Genomic DNA, 25570 nt, shown 5'->3' with positions numbered 1-25570 from the left:
CATTGGTGGAACAGATGGACCTGCTTGCGCTTGCCGATTTCAACCTCGTCGCCCGGCACGGCGGGTTCGGCCGCGCCGCCCGCGCGGCGGGCCGCCCCAAGGCCACGCTGTCCCGCCGGGTCGCGGACCTGGAGGCCGGACTGGGCCTGCGCCTCTTCGAGCGCGGCGGGCGCACGTTGAAGCTGACGGTAGAGGGTCGGGCGCTGTTCGAACGGACGGGCGTCCTGCTCACCGAGCTCGACGAGGCGGCGGCGGCGATCGCGTTGGGCGGCGAGGTCCCGCGCGGGCGCCTGCGGGTCAGTGCGCCGCTGCTGTTCTCCCAGACCGTCATGGGCAGGCTGGCCGCTGGCTTTGCGTGCAAGTTCCCCGAGGTCCGGCTGGAGGTGACGACGGACGACCGGCAGGTCGACTTGGTGGAGGAGGGCTATGATCTGGCGATCCGGGTGAATCCGGATCCGGACGAGACCCTGGTCGGCAAGGTCTTCCTCCGCGACCGCTTGGTGGTCGTGGCCAGCCCCGGCTTGGTGCTGCCGCAGGACGGATCCACCGTACGGGCCGTCGTGCGCGGCGCCGGTGATGGGGTGGAGACATGGGAGGTCGCGACTGCGGAGGGAGTGTCCAGGCTCGCGGTCGACCCCGTGCTGAGACTGTCGTCGCTGGTCATGGTCCGCGATGCGGTGCGGGCAGGCATCGGGGCTGCGCGCCTGCCCGTTTCGCTGGTGGGCAGGGACTTGGACGCCGGCCGCCTGGTGCATTGGGGTGACGTTGCCGGGCCGGAGATCGAGCTGTGGGCTCTCTATCCGTCCCGACGGCTGCTCAGTGCCCGTGTCTCGGCTTTTCTCGACCATTTGAAGGCGGCGTTCCCGAACGGCACGCCGGATGAACTGGCGATCTACATCGACTAAGGGGCCGGCTTCCCCGACACCGGACGTCTTCTGTGGGCGCTGCTTAACCGCCAGCCATGACGCTGATCTTGCTTCATGCGCCGCGGTTTATCGGGCACGGCTGACAGTGGCGGGCGGAACGCCGGGATGGTGCGTGCGTTCAATTATCTTGCTGGATACTCGTGCACATGTTCACCAGGAACGTATGTCCCGGAAGATCATGATAGCGGCGATCGTGTTGATGATGGCGTCAACGGCGTTCGCTTCCTCGCCATCGGCATGGGACGCCCTGAATGCCGATGTCGCCCGAAGCTGCACCGCCGCCAGCAAATTGGAACAGACGCGAAGCGAGCAGGTCATCGGTTTCGACGACACGCTCGGCAAGTTCGTGACCCTGGTGATGGGAAGGGCCAGGCTGGCCACGGGCAAGCAAGTCACCATCAGCATGCCGTGCGTCTACGATCCGCAATCCGGTCGTACATGGGTGGCGGAGGCGCAGGGGTGGAAGTCACCGCCTGGGTGAGCTTGAAGTAAAAACACCTTTCCATTGTACGCTGTCGATCTCAGACTGCTTTGACTTCAGCATGTCAGAACGGATCGGCGATGACCAAGGAAACAGCTGGCAAGGGTGCAGCAGACCCCCTTTGCGCCATTCACAACGGCCGCAATGCGTGGGTTTTCGCCCCTTCTACGTTGTGACCCCAATGTCAGGCCGCGGCGAAGGCCGGAACCCGCGAAACCCGGTTGCGCCCCCTGGCCTTGGCTTCGTACAGCCCCGTGTCCGCCTGGCTCATCAGCGCCAGAATCTGCTGCTCAATCTCCTTCGCCCGCGCTGGCACGATGGTGGCGATGCCGAGGCTTGCGGTGACGACGCCACCGCATTCGGCGTTACCCTCATGGCGCAGCTCCAGCGCCTCGATGGCCAGGCGCAGGGCTTCGGCGATCTTGGCGACCCCGACCTCGTCGGTCCCGGGCAGGACCAGCGCCATCTCCTCCCCGCCGTACCGGGCGGCGACGTCGCCTGGCCGGCGGACGGCGTCGCGCACCACCTGCCCGACCAGCGCCAGACAGCGGTCACCGGCGGGATGCCCGTAGCGGTCGTTGTAACCCTTGAAATGGTCGATATCGATAAGGATCAGCGACAGGCACGTCCCCTGCCGCGCGCCGCGCGCCACCTCCTGGCACAGCGTCTGGTCCAGCCGGCGCCGGTTGGCCAGCCCGGTCAAGCCGTCGGTGCTCGCCAGCACCGTCAGCTCGCGGTTCGCCGCCTCCAACTGCTCCTCCAGCAGCTTGCGCCGCGAGATGTCCCGGATGTTCACGACGAACTGCGGCACACCGTCCAGGGCGTCGGCAAGTGTGAACTGCGCCTCCACCCAAAGGTAACGACCATCCTTGCACCGATATCTGTAGGCGCAAACTATGCTGCGCTGCCCGGCGCCGAGCTGCCGCTTGACCTCGTCGGCCACAGCCAGATCATCCGGGTGGATGAGGTCGATAACCGGACGGCCGACGGTCTCCTCAGCACTCCATCCCGTCATCGCGGCGAAGGCCGGGGACGAGTATCGCCGAATGCCATGCAAGTCGACGCAGGTGATGGCGTCGCCGGAATTCTCCGCCAGCAGCCGATACCGGGCCTCTGCAAGGTGCAGCCGGCGCGCCTGTCGCAGCAGACGCCAAGCCAGGCCACCGATCAGCAGGGTCAGGAGAAGGCTGCCACCGATATTGAAGGCTGCGTTCCGGTACCAACCCGCCAGCAGGTCGGACCAGGAGCGTGAGACAAGGACCACCAGCGGATAGTCCGGCACGCGTCGATAGCTGCCGAGGCGGCGAACGCCATCCACGGGGGAGATGTGCTCGTAGGTGCCGATGGGGGCCTTGGGCAAAAACTGGCTGAACAGGGGCCCACGGGAGACGTCCAGCCCGACATTGCCCTCGGAAAATGGTGCGCGTGCCAGGATGACGCCGTCCGCGTGGTTCAGCGTCACGACGCCCTGCGGCCCGACATCGAAGCTTTCGAAGAACTTCTGGAAGAACTCGACCGGAATAGTGGCCAGAACGACGCCGTCGAACCGACCGTCGGCCCCGTCGATGCGGTAGCTGACGGTTATGATCCAGCTGCCGTCGGAACGGCTGCGCACGGGCGGCCCGACATGGACTCCGCGGTCGGCATGGAGACGGTGGTACTGGAAATAGGAACGGTCGGCGTTGTTCATGCCTTTGGGGGGAATAGCGAGCGAATTCACCACCCAATTGCCCTCGGCATCGTAGAGGAACAACCCGTGAATGACCGGCACCGTTGCCACGCGCTCTACCATCCAGCCCCGAAGCCGGTCCATATCCCCGGGCGTCCCGCCGTCGGCCTCAATGCGTTCCCGCAGGTCCTGCAGGACGATGTCAGCCTGCTGCAGCACCTCGTGGCTGTACTGGGCCAGCGAGCCGGCAAGGTTGGCCGTTTCGACCCCGGTCTCGGCCAATTGGGTTTGTCGGGCGCTCCAGACGTGCGACAGGTCGATACCGACCAGCAGCAAGCAGGCCAGCAGGACGAGCCCGACCGCCTTCATGAACAACGACGGACGATGGAACAGCCATGGAAATCGGGAATGCATCCTTCCATCCTCCGGCCTGTTTGGAGGGCAGCCGCAGGGAAGCGGCTGTATGCATGGAAGATAGCCGATGTGGATATTTCCGTTTCTGGTCCAAAGGGTCAGGTCGCGGAAGGTCAGGTTGATGCCGGTCCAGGCACGTCACCGGACGGTGCCCGGCCCGGTTGGCGGGACAGAATGGGCGAAGATGATTTTACCGCCATCTCCGCCCCCTCGCCCAGACCGTCCAGTCACACCTTGGCCATCGCGCTTACGCAAAGAAGCTCAGCTACCCATCACCAACGGCAAGGTGGTCCACACCGGATGCGTACTTAACAGGCGTTCGCCTGCGAGCTTTATAGAAAGGGCCTTCAGGCGAGGGCTTCTACGATGTGCAGGGCAAATCCGGCGGCCGCACAAACCCCAAGAAGCTTGGCCATGCCGACTTTGAACTTGAAGGCCGCGACGATGGCGCCGGCAGACAGGACCAGCGCCGCCACGTCCAGACTTCCCCAGACGGGCCAATCGACCTGAATGGGTCCAAGGGACAATGGCCGCAGTTCCTGAAACACGGTGTGCAGCGCGAACCAGATCGCCAGATTGAGGATCACACCCACGACGGCTGCCGTTACAGCGGCGAGGGCGCTGGTCACCGCGCGATTGCCGCGCAGGGCCTCGATCCAGGGCGCCCCCAGGAATATCCAGAGGAAGCAGGGCATGAAGGTAACCCAGGTGGTGAGGATGGCCGCAAGGGTGCCGGCAACATAAGGGTTGAGGGAACCGGGATTGCGGAAGGCACCCATGAAGCCCACGAACTCCACCACCATGATCAATGGTCCTGGGGTGGTCTCCGCCATTCCCAAACCGTCCAACATCTCTCCCGGCCTCAGCCAGCCGAAAGTATCGACGGCCTGTTGCGCGACATAGGCCAGGACGGCATAAGCCCCGCCGAACGTTACGACCGCCATCTGACTGAAGAAGGTGGCGATGCGGCTGAAAGTGTTGTCCGGGCCAAGGACCAGCAGCAGGGCGGCAACGGGTGCCAGCCACAGGATCAGGAAAATGCCCGCCATCCGCAGCGACCAGGATACCGATGATTTCGCATGATCGGGGATCGTCTCGCCCAGCACGGTATCCTTGTCGGCAACGGTAGGGCCGTGACCGCCGCCCTGGCCGCCCCCTTTAAACCCCGACAGCCCGCGCCGTCCAGCCACCCAACCGACAAAGGCTGCCGACAGGATGATAAGCGGAAACGGGATGCCGAACGCGAATATGGCCGTGAAAGCCGTTGCCGCGATGACCAGCATGGTATTCCCGCGCAACGCCCGCTTGCCCACGCGCACAACCGCTTGCAGCACGATGGCCAGGACCGCCGCCTTCAATCCGAAGAACAAGGCGGACACCCATCCGACCTGACCATAGGCAGCGTAGAACAGGCTCAAACCCAGGATGCACAGGAAGCCCGGCAGCACGAACAAGGTGCCGGCCACCAGACCGCCCGCGGTTCGATGCAGAAGCCATCCGATATAGACGGCCAGTTGCTGCGCCTCAGGTCCCGGCAGCAGCATGCAGTAGTTCAGGGCGTGCAGGAACCGGTTCTCGCCGATCCAGCGTTTTTCCTCAACAAGGATGCGGTGCATTACCGCGATCTGGCCCGCCGGCCCCCCGAAGCTCAGTGCCGCAACACGGACCCAGGCCCAAGTTGCTTCGGCAAAGGTCGGGTAGGCGGGCCGCTCGGTGGCCGGCACTTCGCCGGCCCCGACCACATGTTCGTTTATCATCAGGTCCCCCGTGGTCCCGGTCCAGGCCAGTTGTGGGTTTCATCGCTGGCGTCCCGGCACCAGCGGTACAGCGCGTCATAGACCAGCATCGCGGCCTCTACCTGCTCCAGGTCATCCCGGTACATGCGGGACAGGCCCAGGGCAATTGCCAGAAACCCGGCGGCCTGTGGTGCGATATCCAGCCTTGCCGTGTCAGCGCCACGGATGATGGTCGCCAGACGTGAGAGGGCAGGCCCGGTCAAGCCGAACTGCTCCACCATCACGTCGAACGTGCATTTTTCGCCCCTGTGGCTCCACTCCACCCCCTCGACATCGAAGGGTGTCGCCGCGAAATGCTGCGCGACGCCTTCAACTTCCTGGGCGGAGACAAATAGGAAAACCGCATCCGGGTCGATGAAGCGCCGGATAAGCCAGGGGCATGCGGTACGATCGACCTTCGGCCTGGATCGTGTGACCCAACGGGTCCCTTCCGGACCATGTGACAGGGGGATGGCACTCAGGGGAACCAATGATCCCCCGCTATCGCGCCAAGCCTCAAATCCGCCTTCCAGGCTTTCCGCCTGAATACCGCGATGGCGCAGATAGGCAGCCGTTCCTTGGGCGAGCTTGCCTCCCGCCTGGCAGACAACAACCACATTGCGGTTGGTGACGTCATTTGCCCAGGATGCCACCTGATCATGACGCTTGCGCCGGGATGCGGGCAGAATGCGGGGGTCCGCCGCCACATCCTCGTCCGTGCGGACATCGATAAGCAAGGGCCCACCGGGCAGGCCGATTAAACGTGACAATTGTGACGTGGAGATTTCGGTGTGTGCAGGCATGCCATACCATCCCTGGTTATAGGGGTGTCACGGTATTGGGCATGCCGCCTCACGGGGCTACCGCACGGCCCCTGTACCGAACTTGGTGCCCGACCAAACCGGCGGTGTCAACCCCACGGCACCTTGCGTGCAGCTTTTCAATGCAAGAGTTTGAGACGGATGACCGCCCGTGCCTGAGGCTCAGCATCCTTCACTACCACGAAATGCAGGTTTGGCCGACGGGCCGCCTCCGCGATGGCCTCGGCATCCGCCGCGTCATTCTTCTGCTGCTTGACAAACGGCTTTACATAGATTGGTGGGATCAGTCGCACCTCATGACCGGCATCTTGGGCCACACGGCCCCAGGATGGCTGGTCGAGCAGGCTTCCATCACGCCGATGCGACGGGGCTATCCTGCCAGAAACTCCATCAGCTTCGGTCGCGACAAAGGCCGATTGAACAACACCTTGTTGCTAACATCCGTGCCACAGACCTGGAAATGCCGCTTGCCCAGGTCAATCCCCAACAAATATGTCGCCTCCATGGTGACCACCAGTGTGACGCCCGTCGGAAACCTTCACCTGGACACCAACCATGCCCAGGTGAAGGGGCACCCACACCATCAGTTCAGCCAGGAACACGGCATCCAGAATATGCCGGCCTTCTGAAGTGGGGTTCGACGCGGTCGCTTGCCCAATAAATAATTCAGGCAAAAAAAGTCAGGGCTTGTCGCCACCTAAATTAGGAGCAGATGCGAACTATGGGGCGGCTACTCACCTGCTCCCTGCACTGGAGGCAATGTCGATGTGTGAAGCGGTGAATAGAGGAATTGAGGTGAACTACGGTTTGGTGATGATCCTCGCTAGGTCGGAAATCTTCGGTTATTGGCGTTGTCTTCGACGTTCAGGCACGGGGATAGTCTGGAGGCCAGTATCGTATTGTGGCACGGCTCGACGTCATCCTGGATGCAAACCAAACGGGTCGAGGTGGCCTGACATTTTCCGGTGCCAACGAGTTGGCGCCCGCGAGCAAAACAGGCGGCTGGCCCCATTGGTTCCCATCTTCACGCCGATGCAGCGGCTGGACCAAGAAAGCCACGACCGTCGATGTTGGCCCGCCCGTGCGCCGCCGGGGGTGTGTGGGTGAAAACGGAATGACCCTCTGTTTTCACCATGCGTTTTCACCACTATTCGCAGCGTTTTCACCTGCGATCGGTAGCGTTTTCACTACCAGCTTTATCGCTACCCACACCCGGCGGCAGGTGCACGTTTGGGGTGGTGACAATGGGGAGTGTATCGTGACTGCAAATTGGATCACCTACAACAAGCTGATCGAATACCGTGACTTCCTTAAAGCAGAGCTTTCAAAGTATGCCCCCGCTGGTCCGGTCTGCGAGGCTACGGACAAAGCGTACCTTGCAACCGCGCTGCGGCTTAAAGAGCTCATAACCTCCTTGAAGCTGGAACAGCCGTCTCTCACACATAAGGAGACAACGAAACTCTCCTTCATCGGAAGAGCGACCCGTACGGAGACCGTGCGGGGACGGCATGCAGCGCTTGTCCACGTATTGAAGAAAACCTGCGCTGAGAAGCTCGCCTCTGTGGATGAGATCATCGCGAAGGGCAGCAAGCTCAATGCTGACGAGCTTGATGAGGGCTGGGCAACGTTGGGCCAGTTTAAACGGCTTCTCTCCTGGTTGGAGGCGGCAGGCGACCGCCCACCCGACTTCAAGAGCACCCAACCCCGGTCCTCCAAGGCGGGAAGCCTGCGGGGATTGCCGAAGAACTGGCGGGAGAAGCTTCTTGAAAATCTGAAGAAGCAACGCCACAAGCATTGGCCAGCCGTGGTGGTCCTGGCCCTCACCGGGTGCAGGCCCGAGGAGGTCATGCGGGGGGTTACCGTCCGTCGCCAAGGGGGTGATGCGGTACGGCTGACCATCGTCAGTGCCAAAGGTGGCAAAGGGGCCTTGCGCCATATCAGCGTTTTGGAAGGGGATCCCTTCTTTCACCTCGCCTTGGAACTGGCCGTCACCAACGATCATGTGAGCCTCGGCACTCCGAAGAGTTGGCGTAAGAATGACCTGTGAGACACGGTCCGCGAAATGGCGCAGCCGCTGTTTCCCAACGCCAAGCAAGGTGTTTCCCCCTATTCTTTTCGCCATCAGCTCGGGGCAGATATGAAGAAAACCGGCTATTCCGACGAAGCTGTCAGCGCTGCCTTGGGGCACGCGAACCTTAAGACCAAGACCCGGTATGGCCGTGCCGGCCAGGGCGTGGCGGGACGGCGGCTGCATATCGAGACTGATGTGCCCATCACCCCCGCGAAGGTTGTTTTTACGCCAAACAACGATAACGTCGAGCAGGTCAGCGTCGTGCCCGCCCGTGATGCAGACGACGATCCAACTCCTTAATGACACGATCACCTCGGTGACCAAAGTCATGTCAAATGGCTGGGGCTGCGCTCGGCTTGGCCTTGGGGTCGGCCGGATAAATCATCGACGATCATCGCAACGTTGTCCGCGACAGTGGCGTAGTTCTGCCTGTCGGTCCAGTTATCAGCCATCCGCGACCCGGGAATAGCTGACGGCAGGGCGAGGATGGATCATTCCATCAACCGCGTCGACACGCCCAGCATGGGGCCCGCACCGGCCAACCGTTGGTCCAGCGAATAGATCGTGCCACCCATCGTTGCGACATCGTCGAAACCGGCAATGACAACTGGCGGTTCATGAACCCCGCCTGATCCCCGCCCCCCACCGCTGGCGGATCGTTCAGGTGGGTCCGCAGGTTCCTCCCCGCGCGACGTAGCGTCAGCACTCGGGAGTGCTCACCGCGCCCCGCGCGGGGCCCCCCTATGGACTACCTGCACGACCGCCAAACAGAAACCAAAGCTGGGTCAACTTTCGACGCCTATACAGGATCAAACTTCAACGCCGATTGACAGCCATCGCAGACCTCTTGCCCTGGAACTGGAAGGCAAATGCCTGAAAGAGTCTACGCCGGAGGCTTACCAATCGGCCATTACGGCACCGGCGATGTGGAGGCGACCTTATCCAGCCTCGATGACTTGCGTAAGGCCGAACCCCTGATCCAGCGCGCCTATGAGGGTGGGTGAGGTCACGCCCCGAACAGGTGATCGGCCAGCAAGCGGCGGATGCTGTCGGCCATGTCCGCATCCTGCCCCGGGAGGGCACCGATGGCCGAAAGGCCGGGTCCAAAGAAACGGGTGGGACCTGGATACAGGATGGCGGCATGGCGCACGATGCGGCCGCCATCGGCATGGATGATGGCGTCACGATAGGCGTGCATCTTGTCGATGTCCGCCTTCTGTGGCCCGTTGCCTTCGTCCCGCTTGTATTTCGGATCGAAGATCATTAGGCGGGGCAGGGTGCCGGGGGCGGACAGTTCCAGCGCCAGATCGGGCCTTTGCGTGAAGCTGACGCTCTGCCATAGGCCCCGGTCGGTGAAGGGGCGTTGTTGGGTCAGATCAATGCGCCGCCCATCGGCATGGGCCAGGGTCACGGCACTGCCCCCGCCGGGCGACAGCGCCACAAGCAGGCACCCTGGCACGGGGCGGACAAGATCCTGGGCCACCACCTGGAACCCCTGTTCCAATGTGTCATCAATCACGGTCTGGATAACGGAAAGGCACCCCCACAGCTCGTAAAGGGAGGGCACATCCTTCAGCCCCGTATCCATGGCGCTGTCGGCCAGTTGCACCGTCAACCCGTCCATCAGTTGCCGCCACAGCAACAGGACATGCGCATAATCGGGCCGGTGGATCATCACTTGGCTGATCTGTGTCGGCGGATTCGCCAAAGGCCCGACCCCATCCAGGAACCGGGCCCGACGGCGGGCATCCGCCAGGGTCCGGATCAGGGCCGTACATTGATCTTCCTGCGGGGCAAGGCGCGGCGACAGGCGGGCCAGCCGCCGGGCTACCATGTCATGCAGATGCCGCAGAAGCCTGTTTTCCGGCACGTCGCAGGTCGTCTCCACCCGCCGGTCCTGAATGCGCAGGGGAACACCGTCATCGTCAGGCTCGCGGTCACGATAAAGCGCTTCCCGTAATTGCCGGGGGCCGATGCGCCGTGCCCGTGCCGTCGGCACATCCCACAGCACCTCGCGTAATTGTCGATGGGGGTCCTGCGCGATCCGGAACAGCAGGCGGGCCAACCCGCGATCTCCGTCCACAATGGCGCGCAACCGTTCCAACTCCGCCTCCGCCCCCGTCGGGTTCGGCGGCTGGTTGCCGACCAGACCGGCGAGCGCGCCGCCCCGGCGCAGGCTGGCCACCAACGCATGGGGCAGCCGCTCATCCAGATCCGTCAGCAAGGTGGAAAGCTGCGCTGTCGACAGTTTGGCAGGCGGAATGAATAGACGATGCTTCCCCGTGCCCGCCGCCAGTCCGGTGATGGTGATCTCATAGGTTCCGGCGGCGCTGGGCGGCCAGTCGCAGACTACGCGGGTTTGGCTGCCGAAACGGCGCAGCTGCACGGGCCACGTCACGCCGTTCACGGCGACGCCCAGCCCCTCCCACTCACCAGGCCGACACGGCAGTTGCAGCAGCAATGCCGTCCATTCCCGCCCCGCGCGTGCCACACCATCCAGCCCCAGGAATGTCAGCTCAGAAGAAGGAGACGGCACCATCGCGCAAACCCTTCCGCATCTGCTCCACCTTCGCGTGGCTCAAGGGGAAATCATGTTGGGTCAGGGTTGCCAGTTTCTGCAATAGCTCGGCTAAGGCGGGATCAAAGCCCCGGATGCGGGGCAGCAGCTTTTGCAGCACCGCCTCGTCAAACGCCTCCTGCCACGTGGCACCCAGGGCCGTGGCGCAGCGCACATAAGCGGCGATATCGTCGGCGGTACGCAGGGCGAAGGGGGCGACCGAACCCAGCGCGTCCCACAGGGACAGCAGGATATCCGCATATTCCTGCCCCGCCACATGGGCGGCCAACATGTTGCGGTCCAGCGTCACCTCGATGACTTGGGCGCGGTCATAGACCTTGTGGGCGAAGCCGTGGGTCGTCTCGTCCATATTCACGGTGCCGACGAAGACCAGATTGCGAAACAGGCCTACCTGGGCATCGCCCAGCGTCAATGTTGCCTGGTCGTGCCGATTGCGCAGTTCCAGGACCGACAGGAAATCAGCGAAGTAATGTTCGGCACGGGCCAGGTTCATCTCATCCAGGATCACATGGAAGGGGCGGACAGAAGTCTTGTCGTCTGCCTGTTCATAGGCCTTGGCCGCGCGGATCAGGAAACGGCTGAACGCGGTGTGCTGATACTCGCCACTGGTCGGGCTGACATAACCCAGCAGGTCTTCCCGGCTGGTCCAGTTGGGTGCGACCGGCACCACCAGATATTCCGCTGCGACCGCCTGGGCATAGGCCTCTGCCAACCACGTCTTGCCGGTGCCCGACACGCCGGCCAGGATGACAAAGCCCCGCGTCTTCAGCGCCACATGATAACGGCGCAGCAACCGTTCCGGCAGCTTCAGCTTCTTCGCCGCGATGGCAGCCACCGTGTCGGCGAATGGCGGCTCGATGTACAAATTGTCGGGGACTTGCATGTCCTCATCATCGATGTCAGTCGGCAGGACAAAGCTGTCGGGTATCGGTCTTTCACCCAAAATGGCGGCGTAGAGGGCGCGATCAACGGGGTAGAGGGCGCAGTTCATCCAGGTGGCCCGCACGCCCGCTGGCAGCTTGTCTATCAAGTTCCGGCGGTACGTGTCGTTCCAGCGTACAGCGACGGTGTGCTGATACTCCGTGCGGTTGGGGTCAAAGCTGTATCCTGGCTCCACCACCTCGCCCATGGCCAGGATCTCGCTGGCGCCACGGCTGGCCATGACAATGTCGCCCGGTTGCAGGTTGCGGAAGTGCCAAAGCTCCTTGACCTTCTTCGTCCCCGTGGCCTGACGGGCCCTTGAACCGGTGTATTGGTCGGGATAGGCATCGCGCAGCGCCTGTTTCAGGTCAGCCTGTCCATCGGCGGGATATTCGCGCAGGTCGCCGACCTTGTCCCAGCCGATGCAGATCATCCCCTCCCTCCGGCATTCCGGCCAGAAACGAGCCTGCTCACCGGGGGCGATCTTGAAAATGCGCCGCTCGGATTGTGGGTCGGTTGCGTCATCAAAGGCATCCCGCGGTGCTTCTACATAGGAACCCGACGCCGCCACCCAGAGGAAACTCTGAACGTCAATCATGTCCTGCGGTTGCCAGCCCCAGTCCTCAAGGCATGTTCGGATACCGGACGCCAAGCGCAGGCAAGCCTCATAGTCGCCTGCGTTCATGTGCTCGTCGCTCAACGGTCGCGGGCATCCCAACTGCCGCGCGACATCGTTGAACAAGGTGGTGCGCACGAAAATCTCATGCGCGGGATCGGCCAGCGTCAACAGCAGGGTCGGCAGGCTGCGGCTGACCCCTTGCGTGCCGGATGGCATATGGCGGCCCAGGATGGTGACATAGCCGGCGTTAAAGCGTTCCACCCGCGTGGGTGTATCGCTGGTGCCAGAGAGAAGGTCGCGGAACAGATGGACGGCCTCCAGCGCTTCGGCCCCGCGCAGCCGTCCCAGATGCTCCGTAGCGCGCCAGGACAGCAGGTTCTGGATAGTGGGCGGCTCCCCGACCTTACGCCTGGTCAGCACTTGGTGCAGGGCCTGGATGGTCGCCTCTGCCTGGCCGGCATCTTCCGGCGGTGCCGTCAGCAGCGGCAGTACTTCGGTCTGGAAGATCGCCGCCAATTGCGTCTTGCAATCCCGTTCTTGCCGACGGTAGGTCCCGCTGCTGTCGGTGAAGGTCAGAAAGCCAGTCATATGCGACAGGAACCTCTGTCGCATCTCCTGCAAGGCGCCAGTTTCGAAGGCCAGCACAGGATGCCCCCTGTTCTGATCCGCGACCCAACGTCCGTATCCGACCAGCAATGCGTCCAGCAACCGGTCCAGGGTTGTGTCGTCAGGAAGCGCATCGATGGGGTATGCCGTCCAGGCGATAGTCCGGGCGGCAAGATCGCTGGCGTCATGGCCGTCGTCCTGGCCCAAGCTGATGTCCCCGTCCAGCCGGAATCCGGCCGATTCCAGATCACCGATCAGCGTCCGCGCGTGGTTGGCCCGTGACCGCCACGCGGCCCGTGCATCCTTGCGCCCTCTTTCCGCCAAATCCCTCGCGACACCTTGGTTCAGGCTTAGCGTTATGCCCGCCGTGTCCTGACGAAAATTGAGCGCGACGGCCACACCCTGCTGTGGCGTTGTCGTCTCTCTGGGGTCCAGGATGACCAACCAGGGAACCTTAGCCCATCGTCCCACGCCGAAGCCGGAACGGATCAACAAGCCGGGCCTGGACTGCAGGGCCGGCAGTTGTGCGAAGGCCCGTTCCAGCTTGTCGAACCGTTGCCGGAAATCGCCGGGGAAGGGGGTACTTTGTCGGGCGATGGCGTAATCGGCGAGTAGCGCTGCAAGCTGACCTTGGATCTCGACTGACATGCTTGGCCCTTGCTCCAACTTGAGTAGACAAAGCTACGCGGCATTGCCCCATCGATACAAGATGCGGTTGAGCTGGGAACGAGAGCTGGGCGGAGCAGCAATGCCGTGGCTTTCAATCGCGATGTTGGGCGCGCGCGAACTCATTGAGTGATAACAAATTTATCGCGGATGTTGCCTGTAGTGGACACGAAGCCGATCCGTTTTCTGGAGGATGATAGGGGCGTCTGGTTTGCGCCTCGTTGTGGTCGTTCAATGGGGCGTTAACAGTTCCTCAAAGCAGACGTTTCCCAATGCAGGTCACCGCCAATCATGGAAATGCCCGCTTCCATTGTGCTCCATCCGAAGCGGCATCTTTCAGAAAAGGTGGTGCTGATCGTCAGTATATTTTCAGGATGATTATATCCGTAAAAATACGGATTGAAGCCAAACGGACGAACGCTTCAAATTGAGCGAAACAGTGGGTGGCATCAGTGCACCATAATGAGGAATAAATCATTATTCAGGCTAAATAACCTGGGCATTGATTGATTACCTCCTGTTCAATTTACGGCGCTGATAATGGCGTCTTTTGAGAGGGATGCTGATAATGCGGGATTTATTGGTAAAATTTGGGACCCTTATGATGACTGCCAGCGCCCTGTCGGGTTGCGTGTCATCTGGTACCAAACTTGGTTCGGGTGGGTCGATGGTATCAGGCGCCGGCGGAGCGGCAGGTAATTCACAGGCAGCTGCCCAACTGACAAAGTGCGACCGTCCGTTGGGTACCGCTGCCTTGGTGGAGGAGGATATTCCAGGTTTGGCGCAGGCCGGGCTGACCTCACCCGTGCCATTGCTGCGCTTGATGATGACTCAGTCCGGATGCTTCCGGGTGGTTGACCGGGGCCAGGCCATGCAGCGCATGCAGCAGGAACGCGCCTTGGCAGCCGGCGGCACCCTGCAGGGCGGGTCGAATATCGGTGGCGGACAGATGGTGGCCGCTGACTTCATGATTACACCCAATGTTATCTTCCAGGACTCCAATGCAGGCGGGAGCGGCGCCGGTCTGGGGGCTTTTTTACCCGGTATTGCCGGTGTTGTGGCTGGCGCTATCAAGACCACCAACCTGCAGGCGCAGACAATGCTGACCCTGACCGATGTCCGCACGGGCGTGCAAGAAGCGGTCGCCGAGGGATCTGCACAGCATAAAGATGTTGGTTTCGCCTTTGGTGCAGGCGGACTGGGCGCGCTGCCCATCGGCGGCGTCGGCGGTTCTTACGCATCCACCGATATCGGTAAGGTGGTGGCCGCTGCCTTCATGGATGCCCATAACAAACTGGTGGATCAGGTCCGCGCCATGCCAGCCATCCAGGCGAGATTGGCCGCCCCTCCGGCCACCCAGACCTCAGCGCCGCCGTCCAGTTCGGCTCCCCCCATTTCTGCGACGGCGCCGTCACTGGTGGCCGGCAGCAGCTACAAGACGGTGACGAACCTGAACCTGCGGGGCGGTCCGTCGACCAACGACCCTGTCATTGGTAAGCTGGCTGCTGGTGAGACTGTAACGGCCGTGGGCGAACAGAATGCCGGTTGGTGGAAAGTGACCAATAGCGCTGGCCAACAGGGCTGGGTGTCTGCCCGTAATCTTCGGCAAGGCGGCTGAACTCGCACAGTGATAAAACTGGAAGCAGCGGTGTGATGCCGCTGCTTCTACACATTTAACCTCTGCAATCTGTGCGATCCGGTTAGCTGCCACATCAATCGGCGGGTGAACGGACGTGTGACAGACCTTCAGCATCCAAAGCGTTATCCAGCCCTTATCTCGATATATGGTGGGTGTGAACCTGGTCGTTTTCTGTCCCAGAGGCGATGGCGCCCCACCGGCCAGCAAGCTTCCACCTCATACTCTCTGGTGGGTAGCATAGCATGCAGCCTAAAAACCGCCTTGGAAGAGGACCCCGGATATGCGACATCACCGCCGCGCCAATATCCTGGCAAACCCAGGGGGCACCCTGACTTCTATGGGTATGCGTAATTGGGACCTGACAATGCGCGATAAAATCAGTTTCGCGGGCATGGCTTTCCTACTTTGTGCTGCGGTTATTCAGGATGCGGCGGCAGAAGGGACAATGCTGGATGAGATCATTGTCACGGCGCGCAAAATCCCCGAGAACCTGCTGCGCGCGCCGGTGTCGGTGTCGGTCCTGACCGAACGGGACCTGTCGGGTGCGGGTGTACGCACGATTTTCGATGGCCTGCCTCTTTTGCCCAATCTGTCGGTACCGGGGGGGATTGCACAATCGCTCCAGGGGCAGATCGGCATCCGGGGAATATCCACACTTCAGCGCAATATCGGGGTGGAGTCCGGGATCGGCATCTTCATTGATGGTGTCTATCAGGGACGCTCTGACACTTATCTCCAACCGTTCCTGGATGTTTCGTCGCTGGAGGTTATCAGGGGTCCTCAGGGGACGATGTTCGGTAAGAACACCATCGCGGGGGCAGTGAACATCACGACCCTGATGCCCGAGGCCAAGCCGCAGCGACAGATCCTGGCCGAGGTTGGAAATTATGGTCTGGCCCGTGTGCAGGCCTCCGCCAGGGGGCCACTGACCACCGATATCGGTGCAAAACTATCGGTCGGTTACATGGGTCGGGGCGGGACCTACAGCCATCTGTCGGGCGGACCGGATGGGGATAAGATTGACCTGCTGTCGGCCCGGACCGCCTTTGTCTTTGACGGCGGATCTGGAACCAGGGTCGTTCTGGCTGGTGATGCCTTGAGGGACCGGGGTCGCCCCGCCTATTTCCAGTCTGTCGAGGTCGCTGGTTACCCCAACAACCCGATGGCATCGCGCCCCCATGTCATCGACCCTGACGGCGACAATTATCTTCACCGCGACAATCACGGCCTGTCTCTGACCGTCAGTCACGAAATGGACAAGGCTGCTCTTGTCGCAATCACGGCCTATCGGCGGGCAGAATATCAGGCATCGCTGGATGACGATCAGTCACCGCGCCGTTTTCTGTCAAAGGATGCATGGTCGGACAGGACCGATTTTATCACACAGGAACTCCGGGTCGACGGGACGATCGGCACCCGTTTGACTTATGTCGGTGGGCTTTTTTATCTGAACCAGAGCGTGGACACCGATAGGGTTCTGGCCCTGGGACCGGATTTCGGTCTGCCCGTCCTGCCGGCGCTGAAAACCGTTGGCGGGATGGACACACAGACTGTCGCCATGTTCGGCAACGCCGACTACGTGCTGACCGACCGCATCATGCTTTCCCTGGGCGTCCGGTACGACTGGGAGCGCAAGAATGTGGATTTTGACCAGATCGACGAGAGCGGTATCCTCGCCGCCATCGGTTTTCCGTCACTGTCCTATGGCAACAAGGCCAAAGACCGAAGCCTGTCGCCCACGATTGCCGCCCGCTACGATATCGACCAGGATATGCACGCTTATGCCCGCATCGCCCGTGGGTTCAAAGGATCGGCTTTTAATGTCGATCTGGCGTCCAAGGGTGCCGATCTTGCCGCCGGGCCCGAGCGGGCTGTAACCTATGAAGCCGGCCTGAAGGCGCTGTGGTTCGACCAGCGGGTGCGGGTGAGTGGCGCGCTGTTCCAGACCGACTATGATGATATCCAGGTATCGCAGCTGCTGGGCTCCGGGCCGTCGCTGGATAATGCCGCCAAGGCAACCATCCGCGGCGCGGAACTGGAGGTGACTGCGCGGATCACCACCGGATTGACGGCCAGCGCATCGCTTGGGCTGCTGAACCCGACCTATGACCGGTACACAAACTGTTCTGTTCCCCTGTCGCTGGGGGGTGGCAGCGCCGACTGTTCGGGAAACCGGATCGTTGCCGCACCAACATCAACCTACGCAGCGACAGTTGACTATGTCTTTCCGGTGAACGGTTATACGGTAACGACACGTGCCCAGTATATGGGTGCATCGGGCGCCTATATGGACGCAACAAACGCGGACCGGTTCAAAACCACCGGGTATGATGTCGTGAATGCCAGCCTGTCTCTTTCCCGTGACGACTGGGAAATCCGCCTATGGGCGAAGAACATTTTCGATCAGGTCTACACCACCTATCATGACGACCGCTCCACGGTGGGGGTTGGCAAGACCACGGCTTATGGTGACCCGCGCACCTATGGCCTGACCCTGTCAACGCGGTTATGAAATCCGCGACCGAACCACACCTGAACAGGATCAGAGGTAAATGACACCCATCAGGATTGCCTTGGCCACGGCCTGTACGCGGTTGGCGGCATTCAGCTTGGTGACCACGCTTTGGCAATAATGCTCCGCCGTGCGTTCACTGATATTCATCAGGGTCGCAAGATCGGATGCATTCTTGCCCATGGCGAGCCAGACCAGGCACTGCCTCTCCCGGTCCGTCAGGGGTACCGTCGCCACGGTGCGAAAACTGATCCCGCTTAGGGAAATATACTTTTCATGGAAAAGTTGCACCAGATAGCGAAACCACAGGGGAGATTCCAGGACTGGCCTGATAGTCCGCCCCTCCGGCCAGAAGAACGTCACAAAACCCGGTACCGTCAAACCATCGACGATCGTACTGCAGGGGACCACATGGCCCTCCTGATATCCAAAATCAGAGGCGTGATCCAGCACAGTCAGCGCCCGCGGGCGGCGACCGCGGCGCGGCTTATCGAAGCCGGTAAATTCCGGGCAATCCATCCAGCTGAATGGGAGCGGACTGCGCACGGCGCGCGCTACCACCGGGTCGCAGGTAATAAAATCTTCCTGCTTGTAGGTCTCGATAAAGTTGGTCGGGGACGAACTGTCGAACAGGATGGCTCCGGGCTGGCCCTGAAGCGGGGGGCGCAGTGCCGCATAGCTCACAGCGGCGAAGCCCGCATCCTTTGCGTGCTGATCCAGCTCCTTGAACAGTTCGATACAGGTTGTCGCTGACAGTATGTCGGTTGTCTCAGCAAAGAAGTCCCGATAACGCCCAGTCAATTCCCCACTCCGCACATGATCCAACTGCAAGGCTGCCAAATTGATGGCTTTTTATTAAAATTACACCGCCGGTCATGCCCCCACCCGACACGCCCCCATCTGTATAACCCGGTACTTCCCGCAATTGAAAGCCGTCCGATCACGTGGGATGTCTGCGAGCGGCGCACACATGAATATCAGCAGTGGGGCGCCACAGCACCGGAACGCTGAGAATTGGCGGAGGAGTGGTGAAATGGCAGGACGGGAAAATTTAGCCTTCGGCGGTAACGCCGTTTTATCAACCGTAGAAAATTAATAATCATCAAATCAGAAGGAAATGAAAGATGATTGTAACTGGAGTAATCACACTTATTGGTGATGGTATCTGGAATGACGGTGTCACCAAAACGTCAATAATGGAAATTGGAGGAAAAAAATTTCGTGACTTATCATATAGTTCTGGGATGTCAACCTATTTAAAAATGGCACACTCTAATGGATCGGAAGTTACGCTAGTTATTGTCAGCAGATTTATTGCTTATCTTTACTCTTGTGGAGATGAGTGTGATGATACGGGGAATCCTATAGCTGGATTAATTTTGATACTACTGGGCATTCCTTTATTACCGCTACTTTTCTATGGCATTGGCCCTATTATGCAAGGTGTTTTTGTGATCAGATCTCGATCTGAGCGCAATAAAGTAAAGGAAATGATTTCAAAAAGGAGTAAATAAAAATTCTTTTACACACCTAAATATACTTCTTCGTCTAAATATCCCGACAGTATTTGAGGTCGTCGCGGACCGTTTCGGATTTTTGGTTGGCACTATCTTGTTCCGGTGAGTCACGGCACGTTGCATGCGGGTATCCGGATGTTAACGTTCACGGCAATGGTGCAAATTCAATGATTGGACTTTGGTGGGGCTTGCCCCGCCAAAGTCCCTCGGCGGCGCTTCAAGAAGTGGTCCTTGGTCGGCTCAGCTAGAGGACAGTTGCGACACATCATCTGGTATGAGTGTGAAGCCTCATGGGATCGGACGGGTTTGTATTTGGTCACTGAATACTAATCCCATTCATTGGCATTTTCGACATCAGCCTATCAGAATTTCTACAGCGGTGTTTAATACAGATTAGAAAGATCCTCAAATAAAACCCATCTTGCCATCTAATAATAACTTTACCTACTCATCTGCTTACTATCAATGAAGGGACTAAATATTATGGGTTATAGATAATTTTATTGAGTTAATATCATCGATTGGAAGAAAATACGAGCAAACACTAGGAGAAAAAAATTATGAGAATTTCTAATTTATTATTGGCATTTGTATGCGGTATTATTCCTTCAGGCTGCGTCAGTACGCAAGTGGTGGGTAATAATCCCGTATCACAGATCGTTGATAATCTTCTGAGTGTTTACGAACCTGTCGCCAGAGTTGAAACACATCTGGGGGACGGCAGAGGGTTGATCCGGCGTGTTTATGGGTTGGGCTCCAAAAAAGGATTCGATCTCGCTCCAGCAACGGGTTGGCGCGGCAGCACGATCCCCGAATTGACTGAGATTACTGATGTTCAGCATTCACGTGTGGGGAAGACCACGGCGATTTTGATAACAGGCGTATCGCCGAACTGTGCTGTTGATAATATCCTGTTATTCATCGAAGACTTGAGTGCCAGTACTTTCAACGTAGGCGATTGCACGCGTCCGGTCGAAATTGAATACCGGAAAAATCACAGAGACTTCTTTTTGAACGAAACCGGCACTGACGACCCCAGGCTTTGGACCTTCTCGGCAGTCCAGGGCCTGCTTGGCGGCAAACGCTACAGCGAGTTGCAGGCCATGCAGGAGGCCGAGCGCGCCCAGGCCCGTGAACGTGAACGTCAGAAAGTGGAACAGGCCAACCAGTCCGCCGGCAAACGCGCGCCGACAGTATCTGGAGCAGCCGCTGGCGCCACCCGCCCGGCCCAGCCAAAGCCGAAGCCCGTATTCACCGACATGCAGATTCCCTCCACGATCAAGACACCTGACGCAAAGCCCGTGGGTGTCGACAATCTTTCCACCGAACCGTCGCAGCGGAACCAACGGCCATGAATACGCATGCCATTGCCTCCGCCACTCGTCGGATGCGATCCCTGCTTGTGTCACCCCTGCTCTGGTTGACGCTGGCGTATCTATTGTTCGAGCTGTCCTTCTCCGCCCGCCTGCTGGATGCTGCGGGTGGCACAGCGACCATCCAGGAGATCCACTCCCTGGAGAATTTTGGGCGGGTCCTTTCGGGTGTCGCGCTGGGGCTGGTTGGCGCTGGCTTGCTGCTGCGGCGGCGGCCGCTGACGGGCGGCGGCCGCGTGTTCATCGCGGTCACCCTGATCCTCATGATTGCCGGGCTGCTGCTGGATCTGAACAGCGATCCTTTACATCCGGGGTTGAGCGTTGTTGGCGTCATCGCGGGGTTGTGCCTGCTGCTTCTTTTACGCCATGTGGGGGATTGGGGCGTCCTGCGCAGCCTTCTGGCCACCAGCCTGTTCGTACTGACCAGTATCGCAATGATGTTCGTCGCCCAGACTCGTCTGGTGAACAATATGGTCGCCCGCCTTGACGATACGGACCGACGCAATGCCGTCATCCTTGCCGACGCGGCGGCGCGGTTGTCCGACTGCCGTCTGCGCGTCGACGATATCTTCCTCTGCGATGGTGAACAGTCACCCTCGGGTAAGGCCTTTACGGCGGTGTTCCCGATGTTGGCGCTGGGCCTGCCCGATCTGGAAAGCAAAGGTCTCACGGTGATCCGCCGTCAGGCGGCCAACCGTTTCACCGTGGAGTGTGACGCAGGCACCGAGGGCTGCATCGGCACGCTTAATCATTTTTCCAATAATGTCTGGCTGCCCATCATGAAGGAGGTCAGAGACAGTTGGGAACAGTACAAGAACGGTATCAAGAAACACCATAACACGGTGGAGGGTATTGCAACCGAACAGGAGCGCGCATGGAGCAACTATGTCAGCGACCTGAAAAAGCGTAATTGGACACCGGAAACGGTGCCGGAGCGCTGGCATGACGATGTTCGCAAGAAACTCGGTCGGAAAGGTTTGATCCTTTATGACACATGGCAGTTGGACGACCGCGACTCCTTCTATCGTGCTGTCGAACTGAAGGTCTTGCGAGAGGCGGATAGTCGCCTGAGCAAGGAACTGAAGCGCTTCGACATGGACCCTACTATCGACAGTTTCCAGGAATTCTTCGCGCAAAGACATGTCCAGCGGAAGATCCGCGCGACGCTTGGATTCAATGGAGAAAGCCGAACCTTCCTGCCCACGATCGACGCGGCACAGATCGAGACGGCGGTTTACCGTCCGTTGGTGATGCAGGCTGTGAATCGCTACTTGGAACAGATCGGTGCCCCTGTCAGCACCTTTGGTCCCGGAGGCACAAATGAACAACTGGGCAGTGATGCTGCCCAACGCCTGATCGTGCCGCCAATCGCTCTGTTCTTCTCCCTGGTCGGCGGTGCTGGCCATCTTCTGAAGCTGTTGATCTTGCTGACCGGCATCCTTACGACCAACTGGCCGTTTCGTGCCACCATCAGCATCGGCGTTGTCGCCTATCTTATTTATATGCCTATGACCGCGCCGAATGCCGTCACGCAAAGTCAGGCCTATGCCAACCTGAACCGCTATGTCACCGCCCATGTGGGGGCGCGGCTTGGCCAGTTTGCCGGTGGCCTAACGGCGGGCCTGCTGGAATGGACCATTCGGGCCCAGCAATATGCCTATCCGATCAACGAGAAAATCCGAACCTCCATCATGGGTAGTGTCGAGTTCGGCTATACCAACCCCTGGAGAGTGTCATGAGACGTAAATGGTGTGTACTCGTCGCCACCTTGCTGGCCAGCACGGTCAGTCCCGCCGCCGATCTGCCGATGGGAACCGTGGCTTGTGGTGGCCTCTCGGTACAGGCGCACCGCGGGGGGGATGACCATGCGGAGAACAGTCTTGCCGCCATCCGGCAAGCCGCCGCACAAGGCGTTGGGGCGGCTGAAATTGATATCCAGCAATTGAGCGACGGCGAATGGGTCCTCCATCATGATGCCGTTACCGGTCGCGTGGTGAAGACGCGGGGCCGTGTGCCGGTAGGAAACCTGACTGCGCAGGATTGGCGCGCCGCGACGACCATCGGCGCCGACGGCAAAGTAGAGGGTTCACCCTCCTTTCTCGCCGATGCCCTGTTCACCGCAAGGGTTGAGCGAATCGCCCTGAACATCGAGATTAAGCAGCCTGTGGGCGGGTGTGCCAGCCTTAGGCCCGCTTTGTCCATGGCCGCGTCATCCGGCGCCACGGTCATCTGGTCGACGGTGTTCAACAGTGTGGCCCAGTGCCTGGCCGAGGCCGGTGCGGACTATGTCGGCATCGTCGTCGGTCCACCATCGGGAAAGGCGGTTCCTTCCGGTGGAACGGCTTCCCGGCTTCTGTCCGGTCTGCCCGCCAACATGCGGGCCAAGGTCGAGGATCGGCTGCAAAGCGGCTACGATGACCAGGCAAACCGGGCTCTCCTGACGGAAGCGGGAATATCCGGCGCCGCCCGCCGCCTTGTTGGAGCAGGCAGTTTGGGTCTGCATGTGGCCGCCGCCGACTTCATGAACGATCCGCAGTTGCTCCGCCACGCGTCCAACCATGGCTTCTCCGTCGGTGTCTATACGGAGGAGGACCCGACATCGTTCGCGCGTTGGCTGTCTCGTCAGCCCCGTGCCGCCTGGCCCGCCAGCGTCATTATCGACGGATCGCCACAATTATTCTGCTCAATAGTTCAGTCACATCTAAAATAACTATCCAATTTTTCGCAAAGATCAGCTTATTGGTCGTTTGTCATATCGGGGGGGGGCGGTACCAATTAACTGTTTGATTTTGTTGAAGAATATTCCGACAAGGTTCCGCTGCCGATAGACCCAGGACGAGAAGACAAAGTAGCCCTTGCGGTTGGCCTTGGGTGGAATGTTGGCCCAGGCCTTCCGCTCAGCAGCTTTGGCGCGGATGGCGTTGCTGCCATAGCCCTTGTCGGCCAGCAGAATGGCGCCCTCGCCAAGGTTCTCTGTCAGTGCGTCAGCCTCGGTGCAATCGGCAACCTGCCCGGCAGTCAGGCGGAGGTAGACAGGGCGACCTTCGGCATCGACGAGTGCGTGGATCTTGGTGGTGAGGCCCCCACGGGAACGTCCCATGCCGCCATCGTCTCCAGCCCCTTTTTCCCGTGGCCGCCTGCTGGTGCACACGAACACAGGTGCTGTCGATCATCACGATGTCGCCGCCCTAAGCGGCGGATACCGCCTCCAGAAGCCGAAAGCTAAAAACCCCGTATTTCCCTCAATTGAATGCGGTCGGCGCTCAAGGCATAAATCCTCAAATAAACTAGAAAAGAGGATGCGATGGTAAGAAGTATAATCCTCCGAGACACCAATGCAGGTCCCGGTATTGTTTCTATAAATGGATCACAGAAGTCCTTTATACTGGAACAACATTGGCGATCCAGCACACCACCGAAGGTCGGCGGCATTGTCGATGTGGAGTTGAACGAGCTGGGCGAGATTGTAAGCGTTACAGCTGTGGACGATGCCGTCCTTGCCAAGGAACAGGCACAAAAGGCTCTCGATACAGCAAGCATGGAGGGGCGCAAATATGCCGGCATGCTGATCAGCAAGGTTGGCATTCCCACATTAGTTGCCGTCGCCCTGATGGCGCTCGGTTGGCTGATCCTGCCCACTTTCTCGATCCAGGTGTCATCGGCCTATCGAGAAAGCATCAGCTTCTACCAGGTCCTCAAGGTCATCAACAATTCAGCAGGCTTGGATTCCCTGGGTAATATCGATGCTTTGTCAGCAGGAGTTTGGGGCTGGTTAATGTTTGCTGCCCTGCTGGCGCCGCTGCTGCCGCATTTCCACTCAAACAAATATCTGCCGCTTGGCTATGCCGCGCCGTTGATGCTGATCCTGGTCGTGGTCCTTCAGACCTATATCTCCATCCGCGACAGCGTCTCCCAGGCCCGGGGCTTGGCGGGCGGATTTGGTGGCGCGAAGGGCGCGGCCATGGCCGAAAGAATGATGTCGGAAATGATGAATATGGCTTTCAAGGCTGTCTCGCTTGGGGCGGGCTTATATATCGCCGCTGCGGTCTCGCTCTACTTGGCCTTCATAGGCATCCGCAAATTCCTCGTCTCTAGCGCAAAGGTCTGACCAGAATGATAACGATGAAGAAAGCCGCCATCCTTTTGATGTGCGCAGCCACCATCCTGCCGGGATGTTCGAAAACCGAAGAAAAGACCCCGCAAGCGCAGGAGGACCCGCCGGTCAGTCTTTCGGATGCAACCTCGACCAGCAAAGCGAAGGAAGCGATCGAAGAAAAACATGCCGCAGCCGTGCCGATGGCTGACAAGTCTGTTTCCCTGAGCAGCTACAAAGCAATGGAAAGCGGCCGAACTTTAATGTTTGCCTATCTGGCGGCCGATACGCTGCCGCTGGATTATGAAAAAATTGCCGCCCGTATCTCCGACGATTATCGAGGCGAAGGTGATGTGTTTAAGAAAAATGACCTGCTTCAGGCGCTCAAACCCGCCATTGATGCCGAGGTAACAAAGTCAAAATCCAATATGTATTATTACATGATGGATGATGATGGGGTAAACAGTTATGATTTTGCAACGAAATCATTTCAAATACCCAGATTGTCCACAAGTGGAAATTATACCTATTTCTACGACAATTCTTCATTTAAGCTGGAGTACTCGAATCCAGTTGAATTCAGCCGGGTCGAAGTGACTGACGAGACCCGGGCGCGGCTTATCGAAAAACTGCGCTCGCAGGCCAGGGGCCTGATGACGAAAGTCTATTTCTTCGCCTCCAGCACTGAACTGGGCAGCCCCATAGTCAAGGCTGAAATTACCAAGGTTCAAATTCTTGACCGCCAGGGAAATGTTCTGGCTGAGAGATAGAGAATGGCACCTGGATTCCCCCGGAAACCGCCAATATCTGCAATAATATGGCATACAGCCTTTAGCTAGTGCATTGACTCATTGAAGAGATGCAGGGGTGCATCGGAGTTTTTCGAGAA

The 25570-nt window shown here is 59.6% G+C and carries 19 protein-coding genes and 2 pseudogenes; 13 read left to right on the top strand and 8 right to left on the bottom strand.

The annotated features are described in order from the left end of the window. Positions 1 to 14: 14 nt before the first annotated feature. Both ACODSP_RS26145 and ACODSP_RS26140 read left to right on the top strand, forming a co-directional pair. Positions 15 to 905 (top strand): LysR family transcriptional regulator, encoded by an 891-nt coding sequence (locus ACODSP_RS26145; RefSeq protein ID WP_488968451.1) that lies wholly within the window; start codon positions 15 to 17, stop codon positions 903 to 905. Positions 906 to 1089: 184 nt separating this feature from the next. Continuing rightward, complete coding sequence (locus ACODSP_RS26140) at positions 1090 to 1407, top strand: hypothetical protein (RefSeq protein WP_488968450.1); 318 nt, start codon at positions 1090 to 1092, stop codon at positions 1405 to 1407. A 184-nt stretch (positions 1408 to 1591) separates the two neighbouring features. On the opposite strand, the gene ACODSP_RS26135 is transcribed toward ACODSP_RS26140, so the two are convergent. From ACODSP_RS26135 to ACODSP_RS26120, 4 genes and pseudogenes are all read right to left on the bottom strand, one after another. Then, on the bottom strand, positions 1592 to 3490 hold the full coding sequence (locus tag ACODSP_RS26135) for a sensor domain-containing diguanylate cyclase (protein WP_488968449.1): 1899 nt from the start codon (positions 3488 to 3490) through the stop codon (positions 1592 to 1594). 347 nt (positions 3491 to 3837) lie between these two features. Then, positions 3838 to 5247, bottom strand: a complete 1410-nt coding sequence (chrA, locus tag ACODSP_RS26130) for a chromate efflux transporter (protein ID WP_488968448.1) — start codon at positions 5245 to 5247, stop codon at positions 3838 to 3840. Beyond that, positions 5247 to 6068: a chromate resistance protein ChrB domain-containing protein gene (locus tag ACODSP_RS26125; RefSeq protein ID WP_488968447.1), complete on the bottom strand. Its 822-nt coding sequence runs from the start codon at positions 6066 to 6068 to the stop codon at positions 5247 to 5249. Before ACODSP_RS26125 ends, chrA begins: the two co-directional genes overlap by 1 nt. Before the next feature lie 170 nt (positions 6069 to 6238). Beyond that, positions 6239 to 6441: pseudogene (locus ACODSP_RS26120) on the bottom strand (IS110 family transposase); the annotation flags it as partial. Positions 6442 to 6553: 112 nt separating this feature from the next. Here ACODSP_RS26120 and ACODSP_RS26115 point away from each other — a divergent pair. The 3 genes from ACODSP_RS26115 (at position 6554) to ACODSP_RS26105 (ending at position 8457) form a co-directional block, all read left to right on the top strand. Next, a complete protein-coding gene (locus ACODSP_RS26115) occupies positions 6554 to 6715 on the top strand; it encodes a hypothetical protein (RefSeq protein WP_488968446.1) in 162 nt (53 codons plus the stop codon). Between the two features lie 485 nt (positions 6716 to 7200). Next, positions 7201 to 8133 (top strand): hypothetical protein, encoded by a 933-nt coding sequence (locus ACODSP_RS26110; protein ID WP_488968445.1) that lies wholly within the window; start codon positions 7201 to 7203, stop codon positions 8131 to 8133. Between the two features lie 15 nt (positions 8134 to 8148). Then, positions 8149 to 8457, top strand: a complete 309-nt coding sequence (locus tag ACODSP_RS26105) for a hypothetical protein (protein WP_488968444.1) — start codon at positions 8149 to 8151, stop codon at positions 8455 to 8457. A gap of 706 nt (positions 8458 to 9163) precedes the next feature. Here the strand turns inward: ACODSP_RS26105 and ACODSP_RS26100 are convergent. Next, positions 9164 to 10696 carry a DUF2357 domain-containing protein gene (locus tag ACODSP_RS26100; protein WP_488968443.1) on the bottom strand — a complete coding sequence of 511 codons (1533 nt, stop codon included), beginning with the start codon at positions 10694 to 10696 and terminating at the stop codon, positions 9164 to 9166. Then, complete coding sequence (locus tag ACODSP_RS26095; RefSeq protein WP_488968442.1) at positions 10674 to 13529, bottom strand: MrcB family domain-containing protein; 2856 nt, start codon at positions 13527 to 13529, stop codon at positions 10674 to 10676. Before ACODSP_RS26095 ends, ACODSP_RS26100 begins: the two co-directional genes overlap by 23 nt. 775 nt (positions 13530 to 14304) lie before the next feature. Here ACODSP_RS26095 and ACODSP_RS26090 point away from each other — a divergent pair. Then, the gene (locus tag ACODSP_RS26090; RefSeq protein WP_488968463.1) at positions 14305 to 15165 is read left to right on the top strand and encodes an SH3 domain-containing protein; all 861 of its coding nucleotides are present in this window, start codon (positions 14305 to 14307) and stop codon (positions 15163 to 15165) included. 466 nt (positions 15166 to 15631) lie between these two features. After that, a complete protein-coding gene (locus ACODSP_RS26085; RefSeq protein ID WP_488968441.1) occupies positions 15632 to 17698 on the top strand; it encodes a TonB-dependent receptor in 2067 nt (688 codons plus the stop codon). Between the two features lie 30 nt (positions 17699 to 17728). On the opposite strand, the gene ACODSP_RS26080 is transcribed toward ACODSP_RS26085, so the two are convergent. Further along, positions 17729 to 18499, bottom strand: a complete 771-nt coding sequence (locus ACODSP_RS26080) for a helix-turn-helix transcriptional regulator (RefSeq protein ID WP_488968440.1) — start codon at positions 18497 to 18499, stop codon at positions 17729 to 17731. Positions 18500 to 18822: 323 nt separating this feature from the next. On the opposite strand from ACODSP_RS26080, the gene ACODSP_RS26075 reads away from it, so the two are divergent. The 4 genes from ACODSP_RS26075 (at position 18823) to ACODSP_RS26060 (ending at position 23298) form a co-directional block, all read left to right on the top strand. Then, a complete protein-coding gene (locus tag ACODSP_RS26075; protein ID WP_488968439.1) occupies positions 18823 to 19212 on the top strand; it encodes a hypothetical protein in 390 nt (129 codons plus the stop codon). A 563-nt stretch (positions 19213 to 19775) separates the two neighbouring features. Further along, positions 19776 to 20570, top strand: coding sequence for a hypothetical protein (locus ACODSP_RS26070; RefSeq protein WP_488968438.1), 795 nt, complete (start codon positions 19776 to 19778; stop codon positions 20568 to 20570). After that, entirely contained in the window at positions 20567 to 22327 is a 1761-nt protein-coding gene (locus tag ACODSP_RS26065) for a hypothetical protein (protein ID WP_488968437.1), read from the top strand. The genes ACODSP_RS26070 and ACODSP_RS26065 overlap by 4 nt, the downstream gene beginning before the upstream one ends. Continuing rightward, positions 22324 to 23298, top strand: a complete 975-nt coding sequence (locus tag ACODSP_RS26060) for a glycerophosphodiester phosphodiesterase (protein WP_488968436.1) — start codon at positions 22324 to 22326, stop codon at positions 23296 to 23298. The genes ACODSP_RS26065 and ACODSP_RS26060 overlap by 4 nt, the downstream gene beginning before the upstream one ends. A 21-nt stretch (positions 23299 to 23319) precedes the next feature. Here the strand turns inward: ACODSP_RS26060 and ACODSP_RS26055 are convergent. Next, positions 23320 to 23773, bottom strand: a pseudogene (locus ACODSP_RS26055) (IS5 family transposase); the annotation flags it as partial. 260 nt (positions 23774 to 24033) lie between these two features. Between ACODSP_RS26055 and ACODSP_RS26050 the strand changes: the two are divergent. Further along, complete coding sequence (locus ACODSP_RS26050) at positions 24034 to 24696, top strand: hypothetical protein (protein ID WP_488968435.1); 663 nt, start codon at positions 24034 to 24036, stop codon at positions 24694 to 24696. 14 nt (positions 24697 to 24710) lie between these two features. Continuing rightward, positions 24711 to 25451, top strand: a complete 741-nt coding sequence (locus ACODSP_RS26045; protein WP_488968434.1) for a hypothetical protein — start codon at positions 24711 to 24713, stop codon at positions 25449 to 25451. Positions 25452 to 25570 lie beyond the last annotated feature (119 nt).

Source organism: Niveispirillum sp. FG156 (assembly GCF_057809555.1).
Note: the sequence above shows the minus strand (reverse complement) of the source record. Positions and strands in the feature narration are given on the sequence as shown.

Coding starts and splice junctions, on each gene's coding strand:
- ACODSP_RS26125 (WP_488968447.1), bottom strand. CDS start 6,068: ATGCCTGCACACACCGAAATCTCCACGTCACAATTGTCACGTTTAATC.
- ACODSP_RS26100 (WP_488968443.1), bottom strand. CDS start 10,696: ATGGTGCCGTCTCCTTCTTCTGAGCTGACATTCCTGGGGCTGGATGGT.
- ACODSP_RS26085 (WP_488968441.1), top strand. CDS start 15,632: ATGCTGGATGAGATCATTGTCACGGCGCGCAAAATCCCCGAGAACCTG.
- ACODSP_RS26045 (WP_488968434.1), top strand. CDS start 24,711: ATGAAGAAAGCCGCCATCCTTTTGATGTGCGCAGCCACCATCCTGCCG.
- ACODSP_RS26110 (WP_488968445.1), top strand. CDS start 7,201: ATGACCCTCTGTTTTCACCATGCGTTTTCACCACTATTCGCAGCGTTT.
- ACODSP_RS26070 (WP_488968438.1), top strand. CDS start 19,776: ATGAGAATTTCTAATTTATTATTGGCATTTGTATGCGGTATTATTCCT.
- ACODSP_RS26135 (WP_488968449.1), bottom strand. CDS start 3,490: ATGCATTCCCGATTTCCATGGCTGTTCCATCGTCCGTCGTTGTTCATG.
- ACODSP_RS26095 (WP_488968442.1), bottom strand. CDS start 13,529: ATGTCAGTCGAGATCCAAGGTCAGCTTGCAGCGCTACTCGCCGATTAC.
- ACODSP_RS26140 (WP_488968450.1), top strand. CDS start 1,090: ATGTCCCGGAAGATCATGATAGCGGCGATCGTGTTGATGATGGCGTCA.
- ACODSP_RS26145 (WP_488968451.1), top strand. CDS start 15: ATGGACCTGCTTGCGCTTGCCGATTTCAACCTCGTCGCCCGGCACGGC.
- ACODSP_RS26075 (WP_488968439.1), top strand. CDS start 18,823: ATGATTGTAACTGGAGTAATCACACTTATTGGTGATGGTATCTGGAAT.
- ACODSP_RS26065 (WP_488968437.1), top strand. CDS start 20,567: ATGAATACGCATGCCATTGCCTCCGCCACTCGTCGGATGCGATCCCTG.
- chrA (WP_488968448.1), bottom strand. CDS start 5,247: ATGATAAACGAACATGTGGTCGGGGCCGGCGAAGTGCCGGCCACCGAG.
- ACODSP_RS26105 (WP_488968444.1), top strand. CDS start 8,149: ATGGCGCAGCCGCTGTTTCCCAACGCCAAGCAAGGTGTTTCCCCCTAT.
- ACODSP_RS26060 (WP_488968436.1), top strand. CDS start 22,324: ATGAGACGTAAATGGTGTGTACTCGTCGCCACCTTGCTGGCCAGCACG.